Consider the following 24,951-nt stretch of genomic DNA (forward strand, 5'->3'; position numbering starts at 1 on the left):
GTTTGCCGGCGCCTGGGTGGCGCCGGCCTCTGGTGCCCTCGGTTGGGCTTGGGCCGGCTGCAAAGCCGGCCTTTTTTGTGGCGTGCGCGCCGGGAATGTCATGAACCAGGCCAGCTTTTCTTTGCGTGCCTTCGTGTTCTCCTGGGCTTTGATGGCGGCCCAGGCGGGCGCCGCGCAGCCGCACGCGCCGGGCAGCAACCCTGCGCTGCGTGACGTGTTCACCGCCGACCACCCGCTCGGCCCGTTCAAGGACGCACGCGGCAGCGCCCTCGTCACCGACGCCACCACGCCCAGCCCCTACGGCTGGAACGACATCGACCCCACGGTCTTCATCGACGACGACGGCAGCGCCTGGATGGCTTGGGGCAACCCGGTGCTCTACCTGGCCCGGCTCAAGCCGAACATGACCGAGCTGGACGGCCCCATCGAGAAGATCGCGCTGCCCAACTACACCGAGGGGCCCTGGCTGTCCAAGCGCCGGGGCCTGTACTACCTGACCTACGCCTCCATGGCCCGCCAGGGCCTGTGGGAGCACCTGTCCTACGCCACCGCGCCCAGCATGCGCGGCCCCTGGACCTACCGCGGCGAGCTCACCGGCACCGCGCGCAACAGCTACACCATCCACGCCGGCCTCATCGACGACTTCCGGGGGCGCTCCTACCTCGTCTATCACAACGCCACGCTGACGCTGCCGGACGGCCAGACCGGCGCCCTGGGGCGGCGCTCCGTGGCGCTGGAGTACCTGCACTACCTGGAAGACGGCACGCTGGTGCCGGTGGCCCAGACCGAGGCTGGCGTGAGCGGGCCGGCCACACCGCCGCCCGCCCGGCCGGCAGTGCCGGACCACGGCCGCAGCGACCCGCAGCTGCGGGTGGGGCAGTTCATCACCGGCTACCCGTCGGCCTGGCGCGGCGAGGTCCGGCTGGCCTCGGTGCGCTCGCCCTTCGAGCAGGCACCCGAGCCCTGGGGGTTCAATAGCCATGGCGGGGCGGCCCGCTTGGCCCAGACCTTTGTGCCACGCGCCGATTTCACGCTGGGCCGCATCAGCCTGTATGCGGGCGACGGGCAGGGTACGTCCGCCACCGCGCCGCTGCGGCTGGCACTGCTGGACCTGGGGCCTGCGCAGTCCGATGCCGACAGCCTGGGCAGCGGCGCCGAGCTGCTGGGCGGCGGGGATGGCCTCGCGCTCGCCTACCAGCCGCAAGGCGCCGGCCTGCTGGAGCTGACGCTTGCGGGTGGCCCGCCGGTACAGCTGAAGGCCGGCCGCCGCTACGCGCTCGAACTGCGCGGCCCGCGTGGCGCGCTCAGCTGCTATCTGCGCGCCAGCCGTGGCGATGCCTACGCCGACGGCGCGGCCTACCTGGACGGCCGGCGCTTCCACGACAAGCAGGGCCGCACGGCCGACTTCGCCTTCGCACTGCACGACGCCGCGCCGTGAGGCGCGTGGCCAACGCGTTCAGTCGGCCGGCGGCCTGTCGCTGAACTGCACGCTGTCCACGTCCAGGTGGCCGCCCTCGCGGTCCGGGTTGAAGCAGAACAGCGCTACCTGCGGGCCCTGGAAGGTGCCGGTGCGCCAGTCGTAGATCAGCTCGAACTCGTCGCCCAGCGGCCGCGCCTGCGCGCCGTCCAGCCAGGACAGCCGCCCGCGTGCGCGCCCGAAGTCCATCTCGAGCCGCAGCGTCACGCGGCTGGCCGCCAGCGGCACGGCCGGGCCGGGCAGGGTGGTGGCGTCCTGGCTGTCGCCCTGGTCGATGAGGGTGTGGCGCTGCAGCGAGAGGCTGCCGTCCGCCGCCCGCACGACAGCGATGCCGGCGTTCACCTTGCCCAGTGTGCCCAGGCCACAGCGGTCGCCGGCGGCCAGGCCGCGCAGGTCCAGCTGCGCGTCGGCGCGGCTGTACGGGCCCTGGCCCTTCTGCGTCAGCGTGTTTCGTGCGGTCCAGAAGCTGCGGGCCGTCGTCGCCTTCAGGCGCAGGAAGCCCGGCCGCTCGGTCAGCGACCAGCGCGTGTCGTCGGGGTTGTGATTCCACGCCCATTGCAGGCCGAGCTGCGGCGCGTCGAAGCCGTCCGAGGTGGCTGGCGCGGCGCGTGGCTGGCCCTGCACCGGCTTGCGCGCGATGGCCGGCACGCGGCCGGGCGCCTCGGGCGTGCCCCACACGGGCCAGTCGTCGCGCCAAAAGATGGGGCTGAAGTTGGTGACGCGGCCGATGGCCGGCCGGTCCTGCATGACGAAGCCCCACCAGCGACCGTCCGCCAGATCCACGATGGCGCCCTGGTGGCCGCCGGTCTCGGCGCTGTTGATGGACGGGATGGTTTCCCACGGGCCGGTGAGCGCGCGCGCGCGCGAGATCGTCATCGCCAGCCGGCGGGGCACCGCGTTGAACAGGTAGATCCAGTCGCCACGGCGTATCAGCTTGGAGCCCTCGGCGCCGGGGATGTGGTGGATCTGGCGCGCCTCGGTCACGCGGGTGAGGTCCGGGCTCAGCGACAGCAGCGTCACAGTGCCGTCGCTGCCGATGGCGGTGGCGATGTAGGCGCGGCCGTCGGTGTCGAAGAACAGCGCCGGGTCGAAGGCGGCGCGGTCCAGCGTGTGGCAGCGCCACGGGCCGGCCACCTGCGCGGCGCGGCACAGCCGCGTGTGCTGGCCCACCACGGTGAACGCCACGATGAACTCGCCTTGGTGGAAGCGCAGGCTGGGCGCGAACACGCCGCGCCGGTAGACGTTGCCGCCGTCCAGGTCGAAGGCCGGCCCGCCGGGCAGGCGCGGCAGCACATGGCCGGCGATGGTCCAGTTGACGAGGTCGCGCGAGTGCAGGATGCGCAGCCCCGGCGCGTTCGCGAAGGTGGTGGTGGCGAAGTAGAAGTCCTCGCCGACGCGGATGACGTCGGGGTCGGGGTAGTCGGCGTTCAGCGGCGGGTTGGTGTATGTGCCGTCGCCGTTGTCGGCCTGCCAGGCGCTGGCGAGCGGAGCGGTCAGTACAGCCGCCGCGAAGGCTGCGGCCATCAGCGACCGGGCGATGCCGGTGAGCTGCATGTACATCATGGAAGGTTGTCCTTCAGGTAGATCTCGATGCGCGGGGGCGTGGCGTCGGCGGGCGGCGGCTGGCGCGCCAGCCGGGCCAGCGCCCAGCGGCAGGCGAGTTGCGTCTGCTGCGCGGCCGACTGCCCGATGACCGCGCTGGCCGTGCCGTCCTGCAGTGCCGCGCGGGTGTGTGGCGTCAGCTCGTGGCACACCCAGGCCAGGCCGCTGCCCTGCAGCGCCCCGTGCAGCCCGTCGTCGCCTGCCTCGATGCTGTACAGCCCCACCAGCGCCGGCTGCTCGGCGCGCAGCTGCGCCAGCAGCGCCCGCGCCAGCTCGGGCCGCCCGCCCGACACGCGCGGCGCCAGTAGTTCGAGCCGATCCTGCTCGGGCGCCATGCGCTCCTGGAACCCGGCCAGGCGCTGGGCCTGGCCCAGCAGTGCCGGCGAGCCCAGCAGGACGCCGATCTGTCCCGCACGCCCCGCGAGGCTGCGGCTGAGCAGCGCAGCGGCGGTGCGCCCGGCGGCCTGGTGGTCGATGCCGACGAAGTGCTGGCGGGCCGCTGCTGCGATGTCGGACGCCAGCGTGACGACGCAGGTACCGTCGCCGGCCATGCGCGCGACCGCGTCGCGCACGGCCGGCGCATCCGCCAGCATCAGCACCACCGCGTCGTACTGCCCGCGCAGCCGGCGCACGGCAGCCGCTGCAGCCGCCGGCGCGCCCGCGTCGGTCGTGCGCACGTCAACGCGCGCCTGCTGCGCCGCCAACCAGGGCGCCAGCGCCTGCAGCGCCTCGCGCACCTGCGCCACGAAGGGTCCAGCCCCGGTGGGCAGCAGAAAGCACAGCAGCCAGCAGCGCTCGCGGGGCTGTGCCGCCGTGGCTGCGTCGCTGCGCATCGCCAGCAGCGACACCGCCTCCTGCACGCGCTGCAGCGTCCGCGTGCTGACGCCCGGGCGCCGGTTCAGCGCCCGGTCTACCGTGGCCAGGCTGACGCCGGCCTCGCGGGCGACGTCGTCCAGCCGCGCCCGCAAGACCGGGCGTGGGGGCGGCGCGGGCGGCATCCCGGCTTCGGTCAACTTCATGAGAAGTGTGGTCTCGACGTGATTGGTATCGCTATCATATTTGTCGGCCAAGCCACACTGTTTGGTGTTTTCCCAGGCGATGGACAGACCGGAACGCCGTTGAGAGCGATACCGGCAACGATCAGGAGACTCCCATGCTTCGTACCCTCGGGCGGCGCCTTGCCGCCGGTCTGGCCCTGAGCCTGCTGGTCGTGCTGCCGGCCCTCGCACGCGAGCGCATCGAGCTGGCCGCCGGCTGGCGCTTCCAGCGCGGCGACCCGGTCGGCGCCACGGCGCAGCTGATGTACGACCTGCGGCCCGAGGTGACCGCCTCGGCCGACGGCAAGGTGGCCGACGCGCGCCCCGACGAAGCGGTTAAGGCTGTGGCCAGCGCGCCGGGCCGCGTGCTCAAGCCCTGGGTGTTGCCCAGCGCCAACCCCTTCATCCGAGACCCGGCGAAGCGCCACCGCCGCCCCGAGGGCCACCCCGGCAGCGAGGTGGACTACGTACGCCCGGGCTTTGACGACAGCGGCTGGCAGGCCGTCACGCTGCCGCACGACTGGGCCATCGCCGGGCCCTTCCTGGAGACTGGCCCTTATGGCGGCATGGGCCGGCTGCAGACCTGGGGGCCGGTCTGGTACCGCCGCGCGCTGGACATCCCTGCCAGCGACAGGGGCCGCTCGCTGTTTCTGGACGTGGATGGCGCGATGTCGTACGCGACCGTCTGGCTCAACGGCCGCCTCGTGGGCGGCTGGCCCTATGGCTACAACTCCTTCCGGCTGGACCTGACGCCATGGGCCCGCCCTGGCGAGGCCAACCAGCTCGTCATCCGCCTGGACAACCCGCCCGAGTCGGCCCGCTGGTACCCGGGTGCCGGGCTGTACCGTAGCGTCTGGCTGACCAAGACCGCCCCGGTGCATGTGGCCCACTGGGGCACGACGGTGACGACGCCGCAGGTGTCGCCCGAGCGGGCCACCGTCGCGGTGCGCGTGCAGGTCGACAACGACGGCGCCCGCGCCGCCACCGTGGACGTGCTCACCGAGCTCTACGCCCTGGGTGCCGACGGCCGCCCCGAGGGCCGCGCCGTCGCCCGTGCGCGCCAGCGGGGCCTGGACGTGCCGGCGGGCGGGCAGGGCGAGCTGACCGCCACGCTGCAGGTCCGCCGGCCGCGCCTGTGGGGGCCGGCACCGAAGCAGCAGCCGCACCGCTACGTGGCCGTCACGCGGCTGCTCGCGTCGGCCGGCGAGGTGGACCGGCATGAAACGCCCTTCGGCATCCGCACGCTGCGCTTCGATGCCAACACCGGCTTGCACGTCAACGGCCAGTTGGTGAAGCTGCAGGGCGTCAACCTGCACCACGACCTGGGCGCCTTGGGCACAGCCTTTAACCTGCGCGCCGCCGAGCGGCAGCTGCAGATCCTGCAGGCCATGGGCGCCAACGCCATCCGTCTGGCGCACAACCCGCCGGCGGTCGAGTTCCTGGACCTGTGCGACCGCCTGGGTCTGCTGGTGGTTGACGAGATCTTCGACAGTTGGGAGCGCAAGAAGACGCCGCTGGACTTCCACCTCATCTTCCCGGACTGGCACGAGCCCGACCTGCGCGCCATGCTGCGCCGCGACCGCAACCACCCGTCCATCGTCATGTGGAGCATCGGCAACGAGGTGGGCGAGCAGTACACCGGCGCCGAAGGTGCTGCCGTAGCGCGCCGCCTGCACGCCATCGCTCGCGAGGAAGACCCGACGCGTCCCACCACCACTGCGATGAACTTCGCCAAGGCCGACATGCCGCTGCCCGCCGAGGTGGACGTCATCAGCCTCAACTACCAGGGCGAGGGCATACGCCAGGACCCTGAGTTCATCGGCACCGACCGCATCCGCACGCCGCCGCAGTACCCCAACTTCCGCGCAGCCTTCCCGGGCAAGCTCATTCTCAGCAGCGAGACGGCCTCGGCCTTCAGCAGCCGCGGCGTTTATCACTTCCCTGTCACGCCCGCGCAGAGCTCCATCACGCGCGACGGCCGCGGCGGCGACTCGGCCGCGCGGCAGGTCAGCGGCTACGAGCTGTATGCGGTGGACTTCGGCTCGTCCGCCGACAAGGTGTTCAAGGCGCTGGACGCCCACCCGTTCGTCGCCGGCGAGTTCGTCTGGACCGGCTTTGACTACCTCGGCGAGCCCACGCCCTACTACGCGGCGCGCAGCTCCTACTCCGGCATCGTCGACCTCGCCGGTTTCCCCAAGGATCGCTACTGGCTCTACCAGTCGCGCTGGCGGCCCGAGCTGCCCATGGCCCACCTACTGCCGCACTGGACCTGGCCCGAACGGGTCGGACAGGTCACGCCTGTGCACGCTTTCACCAGCGGCGACGAGGCCGAGCTGTTCCTGAACGGCCGCTCGCTGGGCAAGCGCAAGAAGGGCCCGGGCGAATACCGGTTGCGCTGGGACGACGTGGTCTATGAGCCGGGCACGCTGACGCTGCAGGCCTACAAGGCCGGCCAGCCCTGGGCGACGGCCCGCGTCGAGACGGCCGGCGTGGCCGACAAGCTCGAGCTGCAGGCCGACCGTACGGGCATCGCAGCCGACGGGCGCGACCTCAGCTTCATCACGCTGCGCATCACCGACGCCCAAGGCCGCACCGTGCCACGCGCCGACACGCGCGTGCGCTTCAGCATCGACAGCCCGGGCGAGCTCGTCGCCACCGACAACGGCGACGCCTCCAGCTTCGAACCCTTCCCCTCCGCCAGCCGCCGTGCCTTCAGCGGCCAGGCGCTGGCCATCATCCGCAGCCGTGCCGGTGCGGCGGGGCGGCTGGTCGTGCGCGCCGAGGCCGACGGGCTGTCGCCGGCGGCGGTCGTGATCACCACGCAGTCGAAGTAGGGCACTCGCCCAGCCGTGTGGGCGGTGCCAGCGGTTGACGCAGCCGCTGACCTATCTAACGCGTTACCAACACGGCATCATCAATCAACAGGATGCAGGCCACCTGCCGACTGGGCAGGATGCGGCGCATGAGCATTCCCGAAGCACTCGACGCGGCTGCAGAGTTGCCGCCCTCTGCAGCGGCGCCCGCTGCCACCCTGAGCCCGTCGGAAGACGCTGCGGAGCCGGAAGTTCCCGAATCGCCAGCGCACGTGCTCTCCATGGAGGCTGCCGAGAACGCCGTGGCTGCTGCCGACGCCTCGGTGGCGCAGGTGGTGCAACGAATCTTCCCGTCAGCTTGATGATTGGCCTGCAAAGCCAGTAGCGAGCAGGTGTCAGCCCCCCCAAGAAAGAGAGCAATCACATGGCCTTCCCAACCGCAGTGAACAGTCAGATCACGGACGCCGTGACGCAATCCAACGTCAAGGTCCTGGGTGACGCGCCCGCCATGGCGATGGGTAGTCTCTACCAGGCCACCGCACAGGCACTGGCAAACGCTGCCCACAATGCCACTGCGGCACAGCAGCAGGGCAATGAGATCGCCCAGGCGGTCACCACCCGTTGTGTCCAGATCCTGCTGGGCGGCGCAGCCGACAAGGTGTAAGCCATGGCCTTCCCCACCGCCGTCAATGACCAGATCACCGATGCGGTCACGCAGGCCAACGTCCAGGTTCTGGGCGATGCAGCAGCCGCGTCGATGGGCGCGCTCTACCAGGCTACTGCCCAGGCACTCGCACTGGCAGCACAGAACGCTACCGACCAGCAGCAACTCGGTACCAGCCTTGCACAGGCGGTTACCACACGCGCTATCGCCACACTGCTGGGCGCTGCCGCATCGAAGTCATGACCGAGGACGCTGCGGCAAGCAACGATCAAGTCGTTGATGCGATGCAGCAGGTCAACGACCTGCTGCGCGGCAGCCGGCAGCCTTTCGCAGCCGGTGCCGCCTACCAGGCGCTCTCTCATGCGCTGAGCTTGGCCATGCACAACGCAGTTCAGCAACAACAGCACAGCTTCACGCTGCGCTGCGCGATGACTACGGCTGCTGCCACGGCGCTGTTGGATGGTCGCACCGAGCAGGCCGAGGCAGTGTTGAAACTGGCAGAGTCGCCGCTGATGAATCCTGGCATTGACCGCCAGATCAGCGCACTCCATGCCGCATTGGCGAGTTTGCGCGACGAGATCGAGAAAGCCATTGCTGCGGTGCCGGACCCTGCCGTTGCGCCGACGCCCGCCACCTGAACAGATGCGCCGGGACGGCGCGCCGTGTCGCGGGCATCCCTGGGATGCCTCGCTCTCGCCCCCGGCAGCCCGGGGCAATGCCGCGCCATTGAAAGGGGGCAAGAACATGGCTGCCTGCAGCGGCTGGAGCGGAGCGCCGCCAATCTACGACGGCAGGTCTTTGGGCCATGGAACCTTGTTCACCGCAGAGGCCTTTTTCCCGTTGGCCCAGCGCCCATTCGTCGCTGCCGACGAGGCGGGGCCTGCTGATCAGCGTGCCGCCAAAGTAAGGCGGCCGGCTTGCCCGGCTCTCGTGTGCTGCATCGCCGCTCAGCGGGGCGCTGCCAGCACCTGCCGCAGGCGCTGGCCGTCTGCGTACGTCACGTCGTCAATGCGCCAGCCCTCGGGGCGCCGCACGACGTGAAAGACGATGCGCGCTTGCTGCCCGCTGCCGGGCACGTCGAACGACACCTCGACCGTGGCCGGCATGGCGCCGGGCTGGATCACCAGCCGCGTCGCGCTGGGGTCTTGCGACGCCCACAGCGGGCTGAAGTCCAGCCGGCAGGGTCCGCGTGTCCGGGCAACGCAGCGCCTGTCAGCGCGCAGTTGCTGGATCAGGCCGGGTGAGAAGTAGCGTGCCCAGGCCGCGTTGGACTGGGTCAGCAGCGGCTGGCCCACGCCAGGGCTGTCCACCACCGCTTCCCAGGCGAAGTCACGGTAGGCCCGTTGCACGGGCGCCAACGCGGTGTCGGAGGCCGTCCACGCCGGGGTGGACATCAGGGTCAGGAGCAGAAGGGCGCTTGAACGAAGTGGCATGGGGCGTGACGTTGGAAGGGAGCCGCCTGCAGGCTGCAGCATTGAGCGTCGCTGTTCCGGCGTGGCGTTCGTTGGGCTCGACGGTGTGCAACTCAAGCTATCGCGTTTCATCGTGGCCTGCAAGCAGATGGGCGAGTGCGCCGGCGAGTTCTATCAAGTCTCTGGCACCTGGCGATTCGGGCTGATCGGCCTGCCAATCGGCCTTCCCCACGGCAATGCTCTGGCCGATATCTTGAGCGCCAATCAGACCAACCCCACCCGGGCGCTCACTGTGGATACCGCTTCCCCGCCGACTCCAGCGCCCAGCCATCGCTGCGCGCCGGTGCCGCCGGCAGACCGTCGCCGCCGACGAGGTTGGACTCGCTCGGGTTGTCCATCCACGCGTAGCGGGCCGCCACCGGAGCAGCCACGGCAGGGTTGCTGAGGACGACGGCGTCGCCCTCGATGCGGGCCGTCGCGGGCACGAACTTGCGGTCGGCGCCTGCCAGCACGAAGCCGCGCAGCGCTTCGTTGGCCAGTGCCGGGCGCAGGCCGCCGCCGGTGTGCTTGAAGCGCAGCCACAGCTCGCCGCCGCGCACCTCGCTGCCGGCCAGTACGGGGCCGGTGGCGGGCGCGGTGCGCAGGCCCAGGTCGTGCAGCGCCAGGCCGGCTAGTCGTTGGCCCAGCGTGCGCTTGTTGCGGGGGTGGATGTCGTTGGCGTCGCCCACGTCGATGGCGACCGCCATGCCGGTGTTCGGTAGCTTGAGCGCCTGGGCCTGTGCGTCACGCAGCTCGGCCCAGCCGCCGTGGCCGGGGCGGTTGTTCTGCAGCGGCAGGAAGGACGCGAGCTGCACGAAGTAGAAGGGCAGCTGAGGCTGGCCGAACTGGCGGCGCCAGTCCTGAATCAGCGCCTGGAAGCCACCTGCGTAGGCGGCGGCGCGGCCGGCGTTGCTTTCGCCCTGGTACCAGAGCACGCCGCGCAAGGCCAGGCCTTGCAGCGGCGCGATGAGGCCGTTGTGGGCGAGCGTGGGCGCGTCGTTGGCGGTGGGGCCGTTGGCCACGCTGACCTGCTCCACGCGGGCGCGCCAAGCGCCGGCCAGCGGTACAGGGCCGGCTGCGGTGTCCAGCCGCAGCGAGGCGGCGTCGCCGTGGATGCCGCCGCCGCCGCCGGTGTCGGTCACGCGCACGGCGATCCAGTTGTCCCCGGCGCGCAGCAGGCCGGCGGGCACGGGGTAACGGCGCGGCTGGTCGTAGCCGCACTGGCCGCCCACCTTCTGGCCGTTGACCCAGACCTCATCGCAGTCGTCCACCTTGGCGAGATGCAGCTCGGCGGCACCGCCGGCTTGGGCGGCGCTGAGCGTGACCGCCCGGCGCAGCCAGACGATGCCGTCCAGGTCGGCCAGGCCCTGGCCTTCCCACACACCGGGTGCCTGCAGCTGGGGCCAGGTGCCGTCCAGCGCGTGGGCGGCATTCCAGCCTGCAGCGTCGGCGGCGGCCAGGGGTAGGCCGGGCTGCCAGCCGGCCACGCGGGCCTGCAGGCGCTGGCGCAGCGCCTGGGCGAAGCCGGCGTTGTCGCTGGGCAGGTCCTTGACGAAGGGGGCCAGCGTGGCGTCGGCGAGCACGGCGTCGCGGCGCATCCAGGTCTCCAGGTGCGAGCCGCCCCAGGCAGTGTTGACCAGGCCGACAGGCACGCCCAGCGTGGTCTGCATCTGGCGCGCGAAGTGGTAGCCCACAGCGCTGAACTCAGCCACCTTGCCGGCCTCGGCCACCACCCAGGGCGCAGGCGCGATGTCGGCCTCGGGCCGCAGGCTGGCGCGCAGGGGCACGCGCAGCTGGCGCAGTTGGGCGTTCTGCGGCGACGTGATCTCCTGCGCGCCAGTGTCGGTGGCCGCGAGCGGCCACTCCATGTTGGACTGGCCGCTCAGTAGCCAGACGTCGCCGATCAGCAGGTCGCGGCGGCTGGCTTCGCCGTCGCCGTTGACGCGCAGTTGGTGCGGGCCGCCGGCCTGCAGCGCGGGCAGCTGGGCGGTCCAGCGACCATCGGCGCCGGCCTGGGCCTTGGTCTGCCGGTCGGCCAGGCTGACGGTCAGCGTGCGGCCGGGCGTGGCCCAGCCCCAGATGCGGATGGGCTGGTCGCGCTGCAGCACCATGTGGTCGCCGAACACCTGCGCCAGGCGCACCTCGGCCTGGGCGGTGCCGGCCAGCAGGGCGAACAGGGCGGGTAGCAGCAGCCGGCGCAGCGGCGGGGTGCAGGGCGGGGTCGTCATGGGTTTGTCTCCTGATTTTTGCGAAGGGGCGGGCACCGAAGTGACGCGTGCGCGCGAGATTTTGCGGGCTGTGGTGCGGGCCGCCGGTGGCCGGCGACGTTAGCGGAACAGCAGCGGTACGAAGTGGTGCAGGTCCTGCTTCCACTGCGCGGCGTCGTGGCCGTGGGCCGGCACATGCCAGACATGGGGCACGCCCAGGGTCTGGAGGTGGGCGTGCAGGTCCTGGCTGACGCGCAGCAAGCCGTCCTTGCTGCCGCAGGACAGCCACAGCAGCTTGAGCGAGGCCACGGCGGCGGCGTCGGGCACCAGCGTGGCCGGGGGCAGGGTGTTCGGCGCGGCGGAGAAGCCGCCCAACCAGGCGAAGCGGTCGGTGTGGCGCAGCCCGAAGTTCAACGCCTGGCCGCCGCCCATGGACAGGCCGGCCAGCGCGCGGCCCTCGCGGTCGGTGCGCGTGCGGTAGCGTGATTCGATCGCGGGAATGACGTCGTCCAGCAGGTCGCGCTCGAAGCGGGCGAAGGCCGGCGCGGCCGCGAACACGTTGCCCTCGGCCCGGTCGTTGGGCTGGGCCCGGCCGTTGGGCATGACGACGATCATGGGCTGGGCGCGGCCGGCGGCGATGAGCTTGTCCAGCAGCACCTCGGGCGCGGCGAAGCGCTGCCATTCGGTCTCGTCGCCGCCGATGCCGTGCAGCAGGTAGAGCACCGGGTAGGCGCGTTGCGGGTCGTGGCCCGGCGGCGTATAGACCAGCAGGCGGCGGCGCGTGCCGACGGTGCGCGAGTCGTAGCTGACCATCTCCAGGCGGCCGCGCGGGATACCGTCGCCCGGGCGGTCCCAGCCGGGTGGCGGCGCGCCGAAGGCGGGCCGGTCGTCGGCGCGCAGCGTGATGGGCCAGCTCAGCGGGCCGGGCGGCTGGGCCCGGGCGGTGCTCGTGGCTATCAGGGCGAGCAGGGGCGCGAGCAGCAAGGGCAGGTGTCGACGGCGTGGTGTCATGGTCGGCGTAGTGTGGACAGCCGCCGCGTGCTGCCGGCCCAGCCCGTTGATGACTTCTCTCGCAGCGGCGATGTGGCTTCGGTGATCGTGTCAATCAGCCGCGCTCGCCGTGTGTGCGGTGGTGAGGGACGCGATGCCAAGGCCGGCATCGGTGGCGGCGGGAATGTGATTGCCCGTTGTGTTTGAGGGTTTCTAGGATGCAGGGCGGGGCCGCAGGGCGCCTGAGGTTCGGAGGGAGGCCCATGAAGCACACACGGCAAACCGGCCCGGCGCCGAGGCCGGCGACGGTGGCCGATGTCGCCCGGCTAGCCGGGGTGTCGACGATGACGGTGTCCCGCGTCGTCAATGCCGAGCCCTCGGTGCGGCCCGACAGCCGCGCCAAGGTGCAGGCGGCGATTGCCGCGCTGAACTACACGCCCAACCCGGCAGCGCGGCGGCTGGCGGGCTCGCGGCCCATCGTCATCGGCCTGCCGTACGGGAGCAGCCGGGCAGGCTATCTGAACGGCTTCATGCTGGGCCTGCTGACCAGGATCAGCCTGCGTCACGTGCAGTTGCTGGCCCGGGCCTGCGATGTGGGCCGCGACGGTGTCGACGTCGTGGCCGCCATGCTGGCCGAGGGTGTGGACGGCTTGATCCTGCCGCCGCCGTTCTGCGAATCCCGGGCGCTGCTGGACCTGGTGGCCCGCAGCGGTACGCCGGCGGTCACGGTGTCGGCCGGGCGGGCCGAGCCCGGCCTGCACGCCGTGGGCATCGACGACTACCAGGCCGCTTACGAGATGACCCGCCACCTGCTGGCACTCGGCCATCAGCGGCTGGGCTTCGTCGTGGGTAACCCCGCGCAGAGCAGCGCCGCGCGGCGGCTGGCTGGCTTCCAGGCTGCGGTGGCCGAGGCGGGGCTGGATGCGCGGCTCGATGTGCAGACGGCGCAGGGGCGCTTCAGCTACCAGTCAGGGCTGGCGGCCGCCGAGCAGTTGCTGCAGGGCCCCCGCCGCCCGTCGGCCATCTTCGCGAGCAATGACGACATGGCCGCGGCCACGGTGGCGGCGGCGCAGCGCCTGGGCCTGTACGTGCCCAGCGACCTGACCGTCGTGGGTTTTGACGACACCCCGCTGGCTACCACCATCTGGCCCGAGCTGACGACGGTGCGCCAGCCCATCGGCGACATGGCCGGCGCGGCCGTGGACGTGCTGGTGCGCCACATCCGGGCCGCGCGCAACGGCGGGCTGCTGGCGCCTGTCCAGCAGCAGATGGCGCATGAGCTGGTGCGCCGGCAGTCAGATGCGGCTCCCAAGCGCCGGCCTGCGGTGCGCCCGCTCGCACCGGCCTGAGCCCGACCGCTCACGCCGCTGAGTGTTGACGCCCAAGGGGGGCGCGTGTTGTGGCTTTCCCGAGACCCAGGGAAACCCGTCCGGGGCGACGCTCGGGGACTGCCTAGAATTTGCTGCACTGCACAGGAGATCCCCGCATGGCGACTGCCCGCAAGAAAGCGGCAAGTACCGATGACACCGCCGCCCCCGACAGCAAGGCTGGGCTGCGCATTCTCAAGAAGTACCCCAACCGCCGTCTCTACGACACGCAGACCAGCAGTTACATCACGCTGGCCGATGTGAAGCGCATGGTGCTGGACGGCATCGCCTTCGAGGTGCATGACGCCAAGACTCACGAGGATCTGACCCGCGCCATCCTGCTGCAGATCATCCTGGAGGAGGAGACCGGCGGCGTGCCGATGTTCTCCACGAACTCGCTGGCCCAGATCATCCGGTTCTACGGCGGGGCCATGCAGGGCGTGATGGGCGGGCTGCTGGAGCGCCAGATGCAGGCCTTCACCGACATGCAGCAGCGCTTCACCGAGCAGACGCCGGGTTCGCCCTTCAGCCCCGACGCCTGGACCGGCCTGATGGGTGGCTACGCGGAGCAGTCAAAGACGCTGATGAACCAGTGGCAGGAGCAGCTCAAGAACGCGGGCGCGATGTTCCCGTTCGGCCCCAAGAAGTAGCTCCGTAGGCCAGCGCGCTCACATCGCCGAAAATACGGCGATGAACGACACGACCACCTCCGTCCCCAAGATCGGCTTTGTCAGTCTGGGCTGCCCGAAAGCCCTGACCGACAGCGAGCTGATCCTCACCCAGCTCCGCGCCGAGGGCTACGAGACCTCCAAGACCTTCGCCGGGGCCGACCTGGTGATCGTCAACACCTGCGGCTTCATCGACGACGCCGTCAAGGAAAGCCTGGACACCATCGGTGAGGCACTGGCCGAGAACGGCAAGGTCATCGTGACCGGCTGCCTGGGCGCCAAGGCCGGTGCCGCCAGCAGCGACGCCGGCAGCCTGGTGCGCGAGATCCACCCCAGCGTGCTGGCCGTGACCGGCCCGCATGCGACGCAGGAGGTCATGGATGCGGTGCACACGCACGTGCCCAAGCCGCACGACCCCTTCGTCGATCTGGTGCCGGCCTTTGGCGTGAAGCTCACGCCCAAGCACTACGCCTATCTGAAGATCAGCGAGGGCTGCAACCACCGCTGCTCGTTCTGCATCATCCCCAGCATGCGCGGCGACCTCGTGTCCCGCCCCATCGGCGACGTGCTGAACGAGGCCCGCGCGCTGTTCGAGAGCGGTGTGAAGGAGCTGCTGGTCATCAGCCAGGACACGTCGGCCTACGGCGTGGACGTGAAGTACCGCATGGGCTTCTGGGACGGCAAGCCGGTCAAGACCCGCATGCTGGACCTCGTCGCCCAGCTCGGCGAATTGGCCAAGCCTTTTGGTGCCTGGGTGCGCCTGCACTACGTCTACCCGTATCCGCACGTGGACGAGGTGCTGCCGCTGATGGCGCAGGGCCTGGTGCTGCCCTACCTGGATGTGCCCTTCCAGCACGCCCACCCGGACGTGCTCAAGCGCATGAAGCGCCCCGCCAACGGCGAGAAGAACATGGAGCGCATCCTGCGCTGGCGCGAGGCCTGCCCGGAGCTGGTGATCCGCTCCACCTTCATCGCCGGCTTCCCCGGTGAGACGGAAGAGGAATTCCAGTACCTGCTGGACTTCATGCAGGAAGCACAGATTGACCGCGCCGGCTGCTTCGCCTATTCGCCGGTGGAAGGCGCCGGCGCCAATGACATCCCCGGCGCGCTGCCCGACGAGGTGCGCGAGGAGCGCCGCGCTCGCTTCATGGCCGTGGCCGAGCAGGTGTCGGCCGCCAAGCTGCAGGCCCGCGTCGGCCAGACCATGCAGGTGCTGGTGGACAGCGCCCCGGCGCTGGGCCGCAAGGGCGGCGTGGGCCGCACCTACGCTGACGCGCCCGAGATCGACGGCACGGTGAAGATCCTGCCGCCGGAGAAGGCCAGCAAGACGATGAAGGTGGGCGACTTCGCGCGCGTGCGCATCGTCGCTGCCGACGGGCACGACCTGGTGGGGAGCCTCGTTTGAAGCGCAGCCCGGCCACGACGCTGATCCATCACCCCTACCGCGCCCCCGAAGGCTGGGATGCGGTGCCGGTGCCCGTGGCCAAGGCGTCCACCGTGCTGTTCAAGAACACGGCTGACCTGCACAAGCCCCGGCCGCGTGACGGCTTGAGCTACCGCTACGGTCTGCACGGCACGCCCACCAGCTACACGCTGGCGGCCCGCCTGGCCACGCTGGAGAGCGCCGAGCACTGCTTGCTGGTGCCCAGCGGCCTGGCGGCCGTGACGCTGCCCTCGCTGGCCATGTTGCGGCCGGGCGACGAGGTGCTGGTGCCGGACAACGTCTACGGCCAGAACCGCTACCTCACCGAATCGTGGCTGCCGCAGTGGGGTGTCACGCACCGCTTCTACGACCCACTGACGGTGCCGGAGCTGCGTGACAACACCAAGCTGGTGTGGCTGGAAGCGGCGGGCTCCATCACGCTGGAGTTCCCCGACCTGCTCGGCACGCTGGCCGCCTGCCGCGCGCGCGGCGTGACCACGGCGCTGGACAACACCTGGGGCGCGGGCCTGGCCTTCAACGGCTTCGAGCCGGCACCGGCCACCCACCCGGGGCTGGGGGCCGACATCGTCGTGCAGGCACTGACCAAATACCCGAGCGGCGGCGCAGACGTGCTGATGGGTTCCGTCTGCACGCGCGACAAGCGCCTGCATGACCGGCTCAACCACGCACACGAGCACCTGGGCTACGGCCTGGGCCAGAACGACGTGGAGCTGGTGCTGCGCGGCCTGCCGACGCTGCAGCTGCGCTACGAGGCTCAGGACCGCGTGACGCGTCAGCTGGCGCAATGGATGGCAGGCCGGCCCGAGGTGGCGCAGGTCTTCCACCCGGCGCTGCCCGGCTCGCCGGGCCACGAGCATTGGCTGGCGGTCGGCGGTGCGGGCGCGGCCTGCCTGTTCTCGGTGGTGTTCAAGCCCGGGTACGGCGCCCGCCAGGTCGACGCTTTCGTCGATGCGCTGCAGCTGTTCGGCATCGGTTACTCGTGGGCTGGCCCGATGAGCCTGGCCGTGCCCTACGACATGAGCCGCAGCCGCAACCTGCCGCTGCCCTTCGAGGGCCGCACGCTGGTGCGCTTCGCCATCGGGTTGGAAGCGGCGGCCAACCTGCAGGCCGACCTGGAACAAGCGCTGTCAGCCCTTGGCTGACACCTTGTGCCGCATCAGCTGCCCTTTTGGCGAAAGTGCCAACGATCCGCTGGCGCGTCTCGTCAGTCCTTGCGGCCAATTGATGCGTGCCGCATCAATTGGCCCTTTTCACGCTCCCAGTCGCGCTTCTTCTCGGTCTCGCGCTTGTCATGCTGGGCCTTGCCCTTGGCCAGCGCGATGTCGGCCTTCACGCGGCCGCCCTTGTAGTGCAGGTTCAGCGGCACCAGTGTGAAGCCGCGCTGCTCCACCTTGCCGACCAGCCGCTTGATCTCGGCCTTGTGCATTAAGAGCTTCTTCGTGCGATCGGCTTCGGGTGTGACGTGCGTGGAGGCGCTGCGCAGCGCATTGATGCGGCAGCCGATCAGGAACAGCTCACCGTCCTTGATGAGCACGTAGCCGTCGGTCAGCTGCACCTGGCCAGCACGGATGGCCTTGATCTCCCAGCCCGACAGCACCACGCCGGCCTCGAATTGCTCTTCGATGTGGTAGTCGTAACGGGCGCGGCGGTTCTCGGCAATGGACATGGAAGCGAATTTGGGGGCCTAAGCCCTTCTTACAATCCCGCCATTCTATGAAGCAGGTCAAAAAGTCCGTTCTGCTCTGGTACACGCCGCAGGAGATGTACGAGCTGGTCACCGGCGTGGAGCGCTATCCCGAGTTCCTGCCGTGGTGCAACAAGGTCGATGTGCTGGCGCAGGACGGTGATGCCGTCACCGCGCGCCTGCACCTGGCCTATGCCGGTGTGCGGCATGCCTTCACCACGCGCAACCGCAACGAGGCCGGCCGCACCGTGCACATGACGCTGGTGGATGGCCCGTTCTCGCACCTGGACGGCGTCTGGCAGTTCCTGCCACTGAACAAGCCCGGCACGACCGGCGAGCCCAGCGCCTGCAAGGTCGTCTTCGAGCTGAGCTACGCGTTCAGCAGCGGCGCGCTGGAGGCTGTGGTCAGCCCGGTGTTCGACCGCATCGCCAACACCTTCGTCGACAGCTTCGTGCAACGCGCCGAGGTGCAGTACGGTGCGCGTTGAGCTGGTCTGGAGCCCGCAGGCGGGCGATGTGCAGCACCGCTGGCTGGAGGTGGAGGCGGGCGCCACCATCGAGTCAGCGCTGCGGGGCTGCGCCGATTTCACCCAGCCGCCGGGCGAGCTGCGTGTAGGCATCTGGGGTCGCGCGCGGCCGCTGGCGACGCCGCTGCGCGAGCGGGACCGCATCGAGGTCTACCGCCCTCTGACGGTCGACCCGAAGGAGGCTCGCCGGCAGCGCTATGTCGCGCGTGGCGAGCGCATCGTGTCGCGCCACCGCCCCAAGGCTGGCAGCAGCACCTGACTCAGCGGCATTCGCTGGTGATCAGGCCGCGCGCACGCTCGACCTCGGCCAGGCGCTGCGCGTCATCCATGAACACGCGCTCGCCCTGCTCGTTGGTGCGCGTGATGCGGATGCCGCTCTGCAGCTCGCGCAGGTTGGCCTGGGCGCGGCCACAGTTCTGGCGGCGCAACTCGGCCTGACGATGCTCGGCTTCCTTCTGCTTGGCGGCTTCGCGGTCCTGCTCCTGCTTGTCGCGTGCCGCCGCTTCCTGCTCGGCCTTGGAGGGCGCACTGGCCGCCACGCGGGGCGCCGATGCGGCTGCGGCGGTAGCCTGGCCGACCGGCACCACCGTGATGGTGCGCGTGGCGTTGGCGGGGCGCTGCAGCACGTCTTTCTCCGGCGTGCCGCTGGGCGGCGGGCGGTCGCTGTACTGCACCTTTCCTTGCGCGTCTCGCCACTTCCACTGGGCCTGCGCCGGGGCGGCCAGGCCGATCGCGATCAGGGCGGCGATGAGGAGCTTGTGGTGCATGGGATTCAGTTTAGCGGCGGGTAGCCTGACGGCCACCCGCTGTCAGCGCTCCAGCCACGCCTTACGGAAGCTGTCGGTCAACGGTTCCAGCAGGTAGCCCAGGAAGGTGCGTTCCCCGGTGCGGATGTAGACGTCGGCCAGCATGCCCGGCTGCAGCCGGTTGCCTTCGCCCAGCTTGCCGAGTTCGCTGGCCGGGATGTCCACCTTGGCGACGAACCAGGACTGCTCGGTGCGCGGGTCGGTCGCGGCGTCGGCCGAGACGTAGGTAACGCGGCCGTCCAGCTCAGGCAGTGAGCGCGAGTTGAAGGCATGCAGCTTGACGCCGGCCAGCTGACCGGCTTGCACGCGGTCGATCTCGAACGGTGGCACCTTGACCTCGACGACGAGCTTGTCGTCACTGGGCACCAGTTCCATCAGCAGCTCACCGGGCGAGATGCTGCCGCCGGGCGTATGGATGCGCAGGTCGGTCACGACGCCGTCCACCGGCGCGCGCACCTCGGTCAGTTCCAGCGTGCGGCGGGTGGCGCTCTCGCGCTCGATGAGCTCGAAGTTCTCGGCCTGCACCTTCTTCAGCTCGGCCGCTACGTCCTCCTGGAAGGCCTTGCGAACCTGGAACTTCTTCAGCTCCTTCTCGCTGATGCTGGTGCGCGTGGTGGCGGCGCGCGAGACGAGCTCGTCGCGTTCGCCCACCAGCCGCGCGATGTCGCGCTCGGTGGCGCGCAGCCTGGTCTTCTCGACCATGCCGGTCTTGTCCAGGTCCAGCAGGCCTTCGAGGTCGCGCTTGAGGCTGTCCAGCTGCTCTTCCTTGCTGCGGCGCTGGCTGTCATAGCCCGTGATCTCGGAGCGTAGCGCGGCGATCTGCTGGTCCAGGATGGACAGCTCGCCCAGACGGCTGCTGCGGCGCGACTCGAAGATGCTGCGCTGCGCGCGCAGGATCTCGGCCACCTGCTGGTCGCCGGCGCGTGTCTCGAGTTCCGGCGGCCAGGCGATGACGGCCTTGTCGTCGCGTTCGGCCACCAGACGCGCCAGCGAGGCCAGCGCCACGTCGCGCCCGCCGGTGACCACGCCGTGGCCGGCGGCGGCACGCGTCTCGTCCAGCCGCACCAGCACCTGGCCGGCCGTCACGCGGGCGCCGTCCCTCACCAGGATCTCCTTCACGATGCCGCCCTCGGCATGCTGCAGGCGCTTGCGGCTAGAGTCCACCTTGAGCATGCCGGAGCCCACCACGGCGGACGCCAGCGGCACGCTGGCCGACCACACCAGCGCCACGCCCAGCGTGCTGGCCAGCAGCAGCAGGCCCAGGCGCACCCAGCGGCGCGTCTCGGCGGCCGCCTTGTCCTCGCCCACCACCATGGCGGCGATCGCCTGCTCGCGCAGTGCGGCGGCGGCAGTTGCGGCTTCAGGCACGGGCGGCCTCCTCTTCGGGCGCCAGTGCGCTCTTGCGGGTGATCTGCGGCATCAGTTCCTGCGTAGCGCCGAACTTCACGACTTGGCCGCCCACCAGCACCAGCATCTGGTCGGTGCCGCCCAGCAGCGCCGGGCGGTGGGCCACCACCAGCACGGTGCGCTGGCGGCGCTTCATCTCGTCGATGCCCTGGCGCACGGCGGCCTCGCCTTCGGCGTCGAGGTTGCTGGTGGGCTCGTCCAGCACGATCAGCGGCGGGTTGCCGTAGAAGGCACGCGCCAGGCCGATGCGCTGGCGCTGGCCGCCGGACAGGTTGGCGCCAGCGGGGCCGATGACGGTGTCGTAGCCCTCAGGCAGCGCCAGGATCATGGCGTGCGAGCCCGCCAGTTGCGCGGCCTCAACGACACGCTCTGCATCCACCTCGCCGAAGCGCGCGATGTTGGCCGCCACCGAGCCGGGGAAGAGCTCGATGTCCTGCGGCAGATAGCCGATATGGGGGCCGACATGTTCTCGCGGGGACTCGTCGATGCGGGCGCCGTCCAGGCGCACAGCGCCGGCGGCCGGCGCCCACACGCCCACCGCCAGCCGCACCAGCGTGCTCTTGCCTGCGGCGCTGGGGCCGGTGATGCCCAGGCACGTGCCGGGCTGCAGCGTGAAATCGATGCCTTGCAGCGTCAGGCGGCGCGACTGCGGCGGCGCAGCGGACACGCCCTCGAAGGCCAGCAGGCCCTTGGGTGCCGGCAGTGGCATGGGCTCGTCTTGCGGCTTCTCCTGGCCGATCTCCTGGCGCAGCCGGCCATAGCTCTCGCGCGCCTGCAGGAAGCCGCGCCAGCCTCCGATGGCCTGCTCCAGCGGCGCGAGGCCCCGGCCCATGATGATGCTGGCGGCGATCATCACGCCCGCCGTGCACTCGGCGCGGATGACAAGCCACGCGCCCACGCCCAGCACGGCGATCTGCAGCAGCAGCCGCACGGACTTAGCCCAGGCTGCCACCAGCGCGGCCTTGTCGCTGGCCAGGCCTTGCAGGCCGATGCCGTAGTCATGGCGCTGGCGCCACAGCCGCGCGAGGCCAGGCAGCATGCCCATGGCGCGGATCACGTCGGTGTTGCGGGCCGAGATCTCGGCGAAGCGCGCGCCGGCCGCCATCTCGGCGCCAGCCTCTGCCAGCGCGGCGCGAGTGGCGCGCTCGTTCCACAGGCCCAGCAGGAACAGCACCACGCCCCCCAGCAGCGCAACGTGACCCAGCCACGGGTGCAGCAGGTAGACCAGGCCGATGTAGATGGGCATCCACGGCGCGTCCAGCAGCGACAGCATGGTGCTGCCCGTGACGAAGCCGCGCAGCTGGTCCAGGTCGCGCAGCGCCTGGCTGTTGCGGCCGGCGGCGAGCGTCTTCTCGAACAGCAGGCCGGAGAGCTGTGCATCCAGCCGTGCGCCCAGGCGCACCAGCAGACGCGAGCGCACCACCTCTAGCCCCGCCAGCGTCAGCAGGCAGGCCAGTGCGAACAGCGTCAGGCCCAGCAGCGTGGGCAGGCTGTGTGAGGCCAGCACGCGGTCGTAGACCTGCATCATGTAGATCGACGAGGTCAACGCCAGCAGGTTGACGAAGAAGCTGAAGAACGCCACCCAGCCCAGCGTGCTGCGCACGGCCGCCATGGCGCGGCCCAGCGGCGTGACAAGGGGCAGGCGTTGGCCGAGCAGGTTCATCCGGCAGTCCTGGTTCGAGAGCAAAAGCAACGCCCCGGCAGGGCGGGGCGTTCAGGGTGCGCCAGGGCGCGTTCAGTGCGTCGGGTTCTGCACGGTCTTGCGACGGCGCGTTCCGGCCAGCAGGCCGACACCGGCACAGGCTACAAGGGCCAGCGAGGCGGGCTCGGGCAGCTGGTTGTTGTCAGGCTGGGAGGCCGCCAAGCGGAAGGCCATGTCGGCCTCGTCGGCACTGCCGGAGGTCTGCCAGTACCAGTCGGAGTCCGGTGCCATGTTCCAGATGGACAGGCTGTTGGCACCGGTCAGCGACACATTGACCGCATCGTCCAGATCCAGCGAGTACAGGAACAGCCGGGTGTCGGGCTGGCTGTTGGCGTCAGCAGCCAGCGCGCCTGCCGCATCGCGGCTGAGGCTGCCGGTGACCACGGCGCCGTTGAACTTCACTTCGAACGGCGCTGCAGCGTTGTCCGGGTCGGCCAGGTCGTAGCCCCACCACTGGATCAACTCCAGGCGATAGCCGGTAAAGCCGCCGGCGATGCCAGCCAGGGCGGCCGGGGTGAGGGTGGCTTCCGAGGTGGACTGCACGCCCGCCAGCAGCGTCGTGTCGGGCAATTGCTCGCCGACGACGACGGTGGCCGCCTGGATGGAGAAGCAGAAGAACGCCCCGCAGGCGGCGGCGATGGAACGCAGAGCAGTTGTCATCATGATTCTTGAGTCCTGTATGAAGGGTGAGGCAGCCTCCTGCTGCCTGCGCTCATGCGCGCCACTGTAGGCCGGTGCAGTGAGCGGGCATACCCCTGAGTCACGGGTTCGTTGGTGGTCATACGTCGGTGTGCATCCACGGGCGGTATGGGGTGCCTGGCAGCGACGTGTCGGTGGGCTCCAAGCCCGCGACGCCGATGACCTGCGCTGCGGCCGGCTGGGGGATTTCGAAGGTGAATTCCACCCAGTCCAGCAGGTAGTCGCTGCCGTGTGCGCCGCTGCTGTCGGTGTAGGGATTCACGGTGCCGCTCGGGCCGTCATAGGCGCCATGGACGAAGGTGTTGCCGTCGTAGGCGCCCGCCCACAGTTCCACCGTCGTGAAGCCGACGGCGGCGCTGGCGGAGACGAGCTGGCTGCCACTGGTGCTGGTGGCGGAGAAGGCCTTCTCGCCGACCACGTTGCCGGACGCGTCCAGCAGCCGCAGCAGGCCGGCCTCGGCGTTGACGCTGCCATCGTCTGACAGGAAGAAGCGCGACAGGTTGATGTCCACGCTGACAGCTTCGCGAGCCAGGTTGAAGCGCAGGGCTTCCGCGCCGTCGATCTCCTGCCGCACGCTGCTGCTGGCCAGTGACTGGCCGCTGACGCCGAGGTCGCCCGCGAACACGTCAAGTCCGGACAGCAACTGCGCCGAGGCGCCGTTGTGGCGCACGGTCGTCCAGGCTTCCGCCGTGTTGGTGGCGTTGGCCTTGTGCTGGGTGGACGCCAGCACCTCGGGGTCTGTCCAGTCAACGCCCCACAGCGTGCCGCTGCTGTTGTTGCGGGCGGCCGAGTCGCCGATGCGGAAGGTTTCGGTGGGCACGCCGCCGATCACCACGGCCTGCGAACCGGCGTTGAAGCTGCCGTCCTCGTCCACGACGCTAACGGAGATCGTTGCGTTGCCGGCATTGGCGTAGGTGTGGGTGACGTTGCCGTTGACGGCGGCCACGGTCTGCGGCCCGCTGCCGTCGCCCCAGTCGATGACGTAGCTGGTGGGTGTGTCCTGGCCGGGGTCGGTGACGGCACCGAGGTTGAGCGTGTAGGCCTGTCCCGCAGTGGCGGCACCGCTGCCACCCAGGGCGATGCCCGGGGCGACGTTGTTGACCGTGACACTGTGTGTGGTCTGCGTGGAGCCGCCGTCCTCGTCGCTGGCCGTGACGGTGATGGTGCGCGCCGTCGTGTTGACGGGGCCATCCTGGTCGTCCGCGAACACGTGGCCGACGCTGCCGCCGAGCGTGGCGAGTTGCGCCGCGGTGACCACCTGCGCCGGGCTGCCGTCGCCCCAGTCGATGCTGTAGCTCAAGGTGTCGGCGTTGACGTCCGAGCCGGTGATGGCCAGCGAGTAGCTGGCACCTTCGTTGGTGGCGGCGGCACCGGCCAGGCTCAGGCCCGGGTTGGCGTTGTTGACCTGCACGGACTGGCTGCCCAGCACGAAGCTGCCGTCTTCGTCGGTCGTGCTGACGACGATGGTGCGAGCGGCGTTGCCATCGGCATAGACATGCGAGAAGCTGCCAGCCGCAGCCTGCCACTGGGCTGCCGTGAAGTTCTCGACGCTGCCATCACCCCAGGCGATGCTGTAGCTGCTGCGCGTATCGGCACCAGGGTCACTGACCACACCCACCGACAGCGTGTAGGCCACGCCCTCGGTGACGCTGGCCGCACCCGACACGGGGGCCGTGGGCGCGACGTTGCTCACCGTGACGTTGAAGCCATCGCTGACGCTCTCGCCGGCCACATCGGTGACGGTCACCGTGACCGCATGGCTGGTGCTGCCATCGGCGTAGACATGGTTGAGGCCCAGCGACGGCGTGGCGGTGCTGCCGTTGATGACGGTGCCGTCGCCGTAGTCGACGGTGTAGGTCCAGCCGGCAGCGCCGTTGTCCTGACCGTCGCTGAAGCTGATGGTGCGCGTGAAGGTGCTGCCTTCGGCGAGCGTGGCATCGGCGCCGGCTTCCAGGCTCAGCGTCGGCGTGGGTGCCGCGATGGCCACGGCCTGCGAGCCGGCGGCAAAGCTGCCGTCCTCGTCGACGACGGTGACGGAGATCGTCGCGTTGCCGGCGCTGGCGTAGGTGTGGGTGACGTTGCCCGCCGCGGCCGCGACGGTCTGTGCCGGGCTGCCGTCACCCCAGTCGATGAGGTAGCTGGTGGCCGTGTCCTGGCCGGGGTCGGTGACGGCGCCGAGGTTGAGCGTGTAGGCCTGGCCGGCGGTGGCGGCACCGCTGCCGCCCAGCGCCAGCGTGGGCGCGACGTTGTTGACGTTGACGACGCGGGTGGCCTGCGCCGAGCCGCCGTCCTCGTCGCTGGCTGTGACGGTGATGGTGCGCGGGGTGGTGTTGACCGCGCCATCCTGATCGTCCGCGAACACATGGCCGACGCTGCCGCCCAGCGTGGCGAGTTGTGCCGCGGTGA

The 24,951-nt window shown here is 70.5% G+C and carries 23 protein-coding genes; 12 read left to right on the plus strand and 11 right to left on the minus strand.

The genetic code is table 11. The features are described from left to right. The first annotated feature begins 100 nt into the window (after nucleotides 1–100). Nucleotides 101–1,438 (plus strand): family 43 glycosylhydrolase, encoded by a 1,338-nt coding sequence (locus tag ACG0Z3_RS02140; protein ID WP_394394856.1) that lies wholly within the window; start codon nucleotides 101–103, stop codon nucleotides 1,436–1,438. An 18-nt stretch (nucleotides 1,439–1,456) separates the two neighbouring features. Here ACG0Z3_RS02140 and ACG0Z3_RS02145 read toward each other — a convergent pair whose 3' ends face one another. Then, entirely contained in the window at nucleotides 1,457–3,040 is a 1,584-nt protein-coding gene (locus ACG0Z3_RS02145) for a glycoside hydrolase family 43 protein (protein ID WP_394394858.1), read from the minus strand. Next, a complete protein-coding gene (locus ACG0Z3_RS02150) occupies nucleotides 3,037–4,098 on the minus strand; it encodes a LacI family DNA-binding transcriptional regulator (RefSeq protein WP_394394860.1) in 1,062 nt (353 codons plus the stop codon). Before ACG0Z3_RS02150 ends, ACG0Z3_RS02145 begins: the two co-directional genes overlap by 4 nt. Before the next feature lie 134 nt (nucleotides 4,099–4,232). On the opposite strand from ACG0Z3_RS02150, the gene galB reads away from it, so the two are divergent. The 5 genes from galB (at nucleotide 4,233) to ACG0Z3_RS02175 (ending at nucleotide 8,231) form a co-directional block, all read left to right on the plus strand. Next, nucleotides 4,233–6,950 carry a beta-galactosidase GalB gene (gene galB / locus ACG0Z3_RS02155; RefSeq protein WP_394394862.1) on the plus strand — a complete coding sequence of 906 codons (2,718 nt, stop codon included), beginning with the start codon at nucleotides 4,233–4,235 and terminating at the stop codon, nucleotides 6,948–6,950. A gap of 128 nt (nucleotides 6,951–7,078) precedes the next feature. Next, complete coding sequence (locus ACG0Z3_RS02160; protein ID WP_394394864.1) at nucleotides 7,079–7,291, plus strand: hypothetical protein; 213 nt, start codon at nucleotides 7,079–7,081, stop codon at nucleotides 7,289–7,291. A 62-nt stretch (nucleotides 7,292–7,353) separates the two neighbouring features. Next, complete coding sequence (locus tag ACG0Z3_RS02165) at nucleotides 7,354–7,593, plus strand: RebB family R body protein (RefSeq protein ID WP_394394866.1); 240 nt, start codon at nucleotides 7,354–7,356, stop codon at nucleotides 7,591–7,593. 3 nt (nucleotides 7,594–7,596) lie between these two features. Further along, entirely contained in the window at nucleotides 7,597–7,836 is a 240-nt protein-coding gene (locus ACG0Z3_RS02170) for a RebB family R body protein (RefSeq protein ID WP_394394868.1), read from the plus strand. Next, entirely contained in the window at nucleotides 7,833–8,231 is a 399-nt protein-coding gene (locus tag ACG0Z3_RS02175) for a RebB family R body protein (protein WP_394394870.1), read from the plus strand. Before ACG0Z3_RS02170 ends, ACG0Z3_RS02175 begins: the two co-directional genes overlap by 4 nt. A 309-nt stretch (nucleotides 8,232–8,540) precedes the next feature. Here ACG0Z3_RS02175 and ACG0Z3_RS02180 read toward each other — a convergent pair whose 3' ends face one another. The 3 genes from ACG0Z3_RS02180 to ACG0Z3_RS02190 form a co-directional block, all read right to left on the minus strand. Then, nucleotides 8,541–8,987 (minus strand): hypothetical protein, encoded by a 447-nt coding sequence (locus ACG0Z3_RS02180; protein WP_394394872.1) that lies wholly within the window; start codon nucleotides 8,985–8,987, stop codon nucleotides 8,541–8,543. 305 nt (nucleotides 8,988–9,292) lie between these two features. Further along, nucleotides 9,293–11,272, minus strand: a complete 1,980-nt coding sequence (locus ACG0Z3_RS02185) for a sialate O-acetylesterase (protein WP_394394873.1) — start codon at nucleotides 11,270–11,272, stop codon at nucleotides 9,293–9,295. A 99-nt stretch (nucleotides 11,273–11,371) separates the two neighbouring features. Beyond that, nucleotides 11,372–12,235, minus strand: coding sequence for an alpha/beta hydrolase (locus ACG0Z3_RS02190; protein WP_394394874.1), 864 nt, complete (start codon nucleotides 12,233–12,235; stop codon nucleotides 11,372–11,374). A gap of 269 nt (nucleotides 12,236–12,504) precedes the next feature. On the opposite strand from ACG0Z3_RS02190, the gene ACG0Z3_RS02195 reads away from it, so the two are divergent. The 4 genes from ACG0Z3_RS02195 to ACG0Z3_RS02210 all read left to right on the plus strand — a co-directional run bounded on the left by ACG0Z3_RS02195 (nucleotide 12,505) and on the right by ACG0Z3_RS02210 (nucleotide 16,862). After that, complete coding sequence (locus ACG0Z3_RS02195) at nucleotides 12,505–13,590, plus strand: LacI family DNA-binding transcriptional regulator (RefSeq protein ID WP_394394876.1); 1,086 nt, start codon at nucleotides 12,505–12,507, stop codon at nucleotides 13,588–13,590. Nucleotides 13,591–13,727: 137 nt separating this feature from the next. After that, on the plus strand, nucleotides 13,728–14,258 hold the full coding sequence (phaR, locus tag ACG0Z3_RS02200; protein WP_394394877.1) for a polyhydroxyalkanoate synthesis repressor PhaR: 531 nt from the start codon (nucleotides 13,728–13,730) through the stop codon (nucleotides 14,256–14,258). Nucleotides 14,259–14,298: 40 nt separating this feature from the next. Further along, complete coding sequence (rimO, locus tag ACG0Z3_RS02205) at nucleotides 14,299–15,681, plus strand: 30S ribosomal protein S12 methylthiotransferase RimO (RefSeq protein ID WP_394394878.1); 1,383 nt, start codon at nucleotides 14,299–14,301, stop codon at nucleotides 15,679–15,681. Continuing rightward, nucleotides 15,678–16,862 carry a PLP-dependent transferase gene (locus tag ACG0Z3_RS02210; RefSeq protein ID WP_394394879.1) on the plus strand — a complete coding sequence of 395 codons (1,185 nt, stop codon included), beginning with the start codon at nucleotides 15,678–15,680 and terminating at the stop codon, nucleotides 16,860–16,862. The genes rimO and ACG0Z3_RS02210 overlap by 4 nt, the downstream gene beginning before the upstream one ends. A gap of 62 nt (nucleotides 16,863–16,924) precedes the next feature. Here the strand turns inward: ACG0Z3_RS02210 and smpB are convergent, their stop codons facing one another. After that, nucleotides 16,925–17,386 (minus strand): SsrA-binding protein SmpB, encoded by a 462-nt coding sequence (smpB, locus tag ACG0Z3_RS02215; protein WP_394394880.1) that lies wholly within the window; start codon nucleotides 17,384–17,386, stop codon nucleotides 16,925–16,927. Between the two features lie 47 nt (nucleotides 17,387–17,433). Between smpB and ACG0Z3_RS02220 the strand changes: the two genes are divergently transcribed. Both ACG0Z3_RS02220 and ACG0Z3_RS02225 read left to right on the plus strand, forming a co-directional pair. After that, nucleotides 17,434–17,892, plus strand: a complete 459-nt coding sequence (locus tag ACG0Z3_RS02220; RefSeq protein WP_394394881.1) for a type II toxin-antitoxin system RatA family toxin — start codon at nucleotides 17,434–17,436, stop codon at nucleotides 17,890–17,892. After that, nucleotides 17,882–18,190, plus strand: a complete 309-nt coding sequence (locus tag ACG0Z3_RS02225) for an RnfH family protein (RefSeq protein WP_394394882.1) — start codon at nucleotides 17,882–17,884, stop codon at nucleotides 18,188–18,190. The genes ACG0Z3_RS02220 and ACG0Z3_RS02225 overlap by 11 nt, the downstream gene beginning before the upstream one ends. A gap of 1 nt (nucleotide 18,191) precedes the next feature. Here ACG0Z3_RS02225 and ACG0Z3_RS02230 read toward each other — a convergent pair whose 3' ends face one another. From ACG0Z3_RS02230 to ACG0Z3_RS02250, 5 genes are all read right to left on the minus strand, one after another. Beyond that, nucleotides 18,192–18,698 (minus strand): DUF4124 domain-containing protein, encoded by a 507-nt coding sequence (locus ACG0Z3_RS02230; RefSeq protein ID WP_394394884.1) that lies wholly within the window; start codon nucleotides 18,696–18,698, stop codon nucleotides 18,192–18,194. Between the two features lie 42 nt (nucleotides 18,699–18,740). After that, the gene (locus ACG0Z3_RS02235) at nucleotides 18,741–20,105 is read right to left on the minus strand and encodes an HlyD family type I secretion periplasmic adaptor subunit (RefSeq protein WP_394394885.1); all 1,365 of its coding nucleotides are present in this window, start codon (nucleotides 20,103–20,105) and stop codon (nucleotides 18,741–18,743) included. Next, a complete protein-coding gene (locus ACG0Z3_RS02240; protein ID WP_394394887.1) occupies nucleotides 20,098–21,807 on the minus strand; it encodes a type I secretion system permease/ATPase in 1,710 nt (569 codons plus the stop codon). The genes ACG0Z3_RS02235 and ACG0Z3_RS02240 overlap by 8 nt, the downstream gene beginning before the upstream one ends. A gap of 72 nt (nucleotides 21,808–21,879) precedes the next feature. Continuing rightward, a complete protein-coding gene (locus ACG0Z3_RS02245) occupies nucleotides 21,880–22,509 on the minus strand; it encodes a hypothetical protein (RefSeq protein ID WP_394394889.1) in 630 nt (209 codons plus the stop codon). 115 nt (nucleotides 22,510–22,624) lie between these two features. After that, nucleotides 22,625–24,951: PKD domain-containing protein (locus ACG0Z3_RS02250; RefSeq protein WP_394394891.1), on the minus strand; the 2,327-nt coding region annotated here is incomplete at its 5' end.

This window comes from Pelomonas margarita (assembly GCF_043555875.1).
Taxonomy (GTDB): Bacteria; Pseudomonadota; Gammaproteobacteria; order Burkholderiales; family Burkholderiaceae_C; genus Pelomonas; species Pelomonas margarita.